A 1,428-nucleotide genomic window follows, 5' to 3' on the forward strand; every position below is an offset into this window, starting at 1 on the left:
GACTCCGCCTCCACCTCCTCGGCCCGCCCACCGCCACCAGCCCCACCCAGATACAGACTCCGCCCCGGCCACCACACCGGCGGAGCCTCCGTCACTGGCTTTGCATCCGTCGCCGAAACGGAACTCGGCCACCTCGTAACCTTCCACTTCCCCTCGCCTATATCCACCGTCTCAACACCGTGCGCCTCCAGGAACTGGCGAAGACCAGCATGATATTCCTTGCGACCGGTATTTGTAAGAGTTTGCCTAATAAATGAGATTCGCTCGCCCCATACTACGGTAGGCACCTTGCTCAAGAAGGGAAAATTCTCTTCATTTGCCGCGAGGAATGCCGCGAAGGCTGCCGTGTACTTGCGGTCAGCCCATGCGCCGGAAGATTCGAGTCGCCAGTGCGAAAATCCATTGGGCAGTGTTTCCTCGATAAGGGGCCAGTGATGTTTCCGCAAAAGGTCCCTCAAGGGATCGTTGAGGTGAAGGCCACTATCACGGAGAGATTCCACCAATGTGCCGATAGGGACCTGCCGTACCTGACCCGCGTGCGGATTGAAGACCGGGAACCTCGCCCCTCTGTCCGGTATGTTGTTCTCGTTTTCAGGGCGCTGGAACCAGAGATAGTAAGCCACGTACTGGTCGGCGCTGCTGCTGCTCAGCCCATGTTCGGCGATGGCCTCGTAGGCTGCGGCAGCGGCAGTCATCTCAGCCTGCGTTGGCATCGAGTGGTCCGGCTGTGCGGCAGACGCAGCACTCCCAGGGCCCGGTGTGAGGTACCGGCTGCGACCTGGCCACCAGGCCGGCGGGGCCGCTGTCACCGGGGTTGCCTTAGATGGGGAGACGGAATTCGGCGGCCAGCTGCTGACCCTCCACTTGTTGCCGGGAAGGTCCCGCGTGACAGCTCCGTTACGCTCCAGGAATTCCCGCAGCCCGATATCGTGCGATACTCGACCGGTATGCGAAATGTTGTCCACGAACGAACCGAGGTCCTCACCCCAGACCAAGAAGCGTTTACGCGTTGCAGTGGGGAATGCGTTGTTGACCTCAAAGAATGCTTCGAAAGCGGCCAGCATCCGACGTTCGGCAAACCGGCCAGCGGACTCAGCTTTCCAGCGTAGGCCTTCTTCGCGCAGCTGCCATTGATTTGCGAGGAAGAGCTCTCTTAGCCGATCGCTCAGGACTAGCCCGGAGCCTCGAAGATCTTTGACGAAGGGTCCGATCTGTATCTTTACTAGCTTCCCTTTGCGTGTGCTCTGGATGGGAAAAGTTTCGGTTTGCAGTGGATAGCTGTTTTCGTTTCCGGGTATCCGGAACCATTCGGTGAAAGCTTTGTAGTGGTCCTCCTCGGGGACGACGCCGCCGCGGATGTCGGTCGAGGGGGGGGTGGTGGGGTTGAGGACGTGGGGGGCGATACGGACTGCTTGCTGGTGCGGGGGG

At 60.2% G+C, this 1,428-nt stretch carries 1 protein-coding gene; it reads right to left on the reverse strand.

Translation table 11 applies throughout. The features are described 5' to 3' along the window. The coding region (locus ABZT06_RS50555) for a hypothetical protein (protein ID WP_355756711.1) at positions 1-1,428 on the reverse strand (1,428 nt) is incomplete at both ends.

The organism is Streptomyces sp. NPDC005483 (assembly GCF_040606035.1).
Taxonomy (GTDB): Bacteria; Actinomycetota; Actinomycetes; order Streptomycetales; family Streptomycetaceae; genus Streptomyces.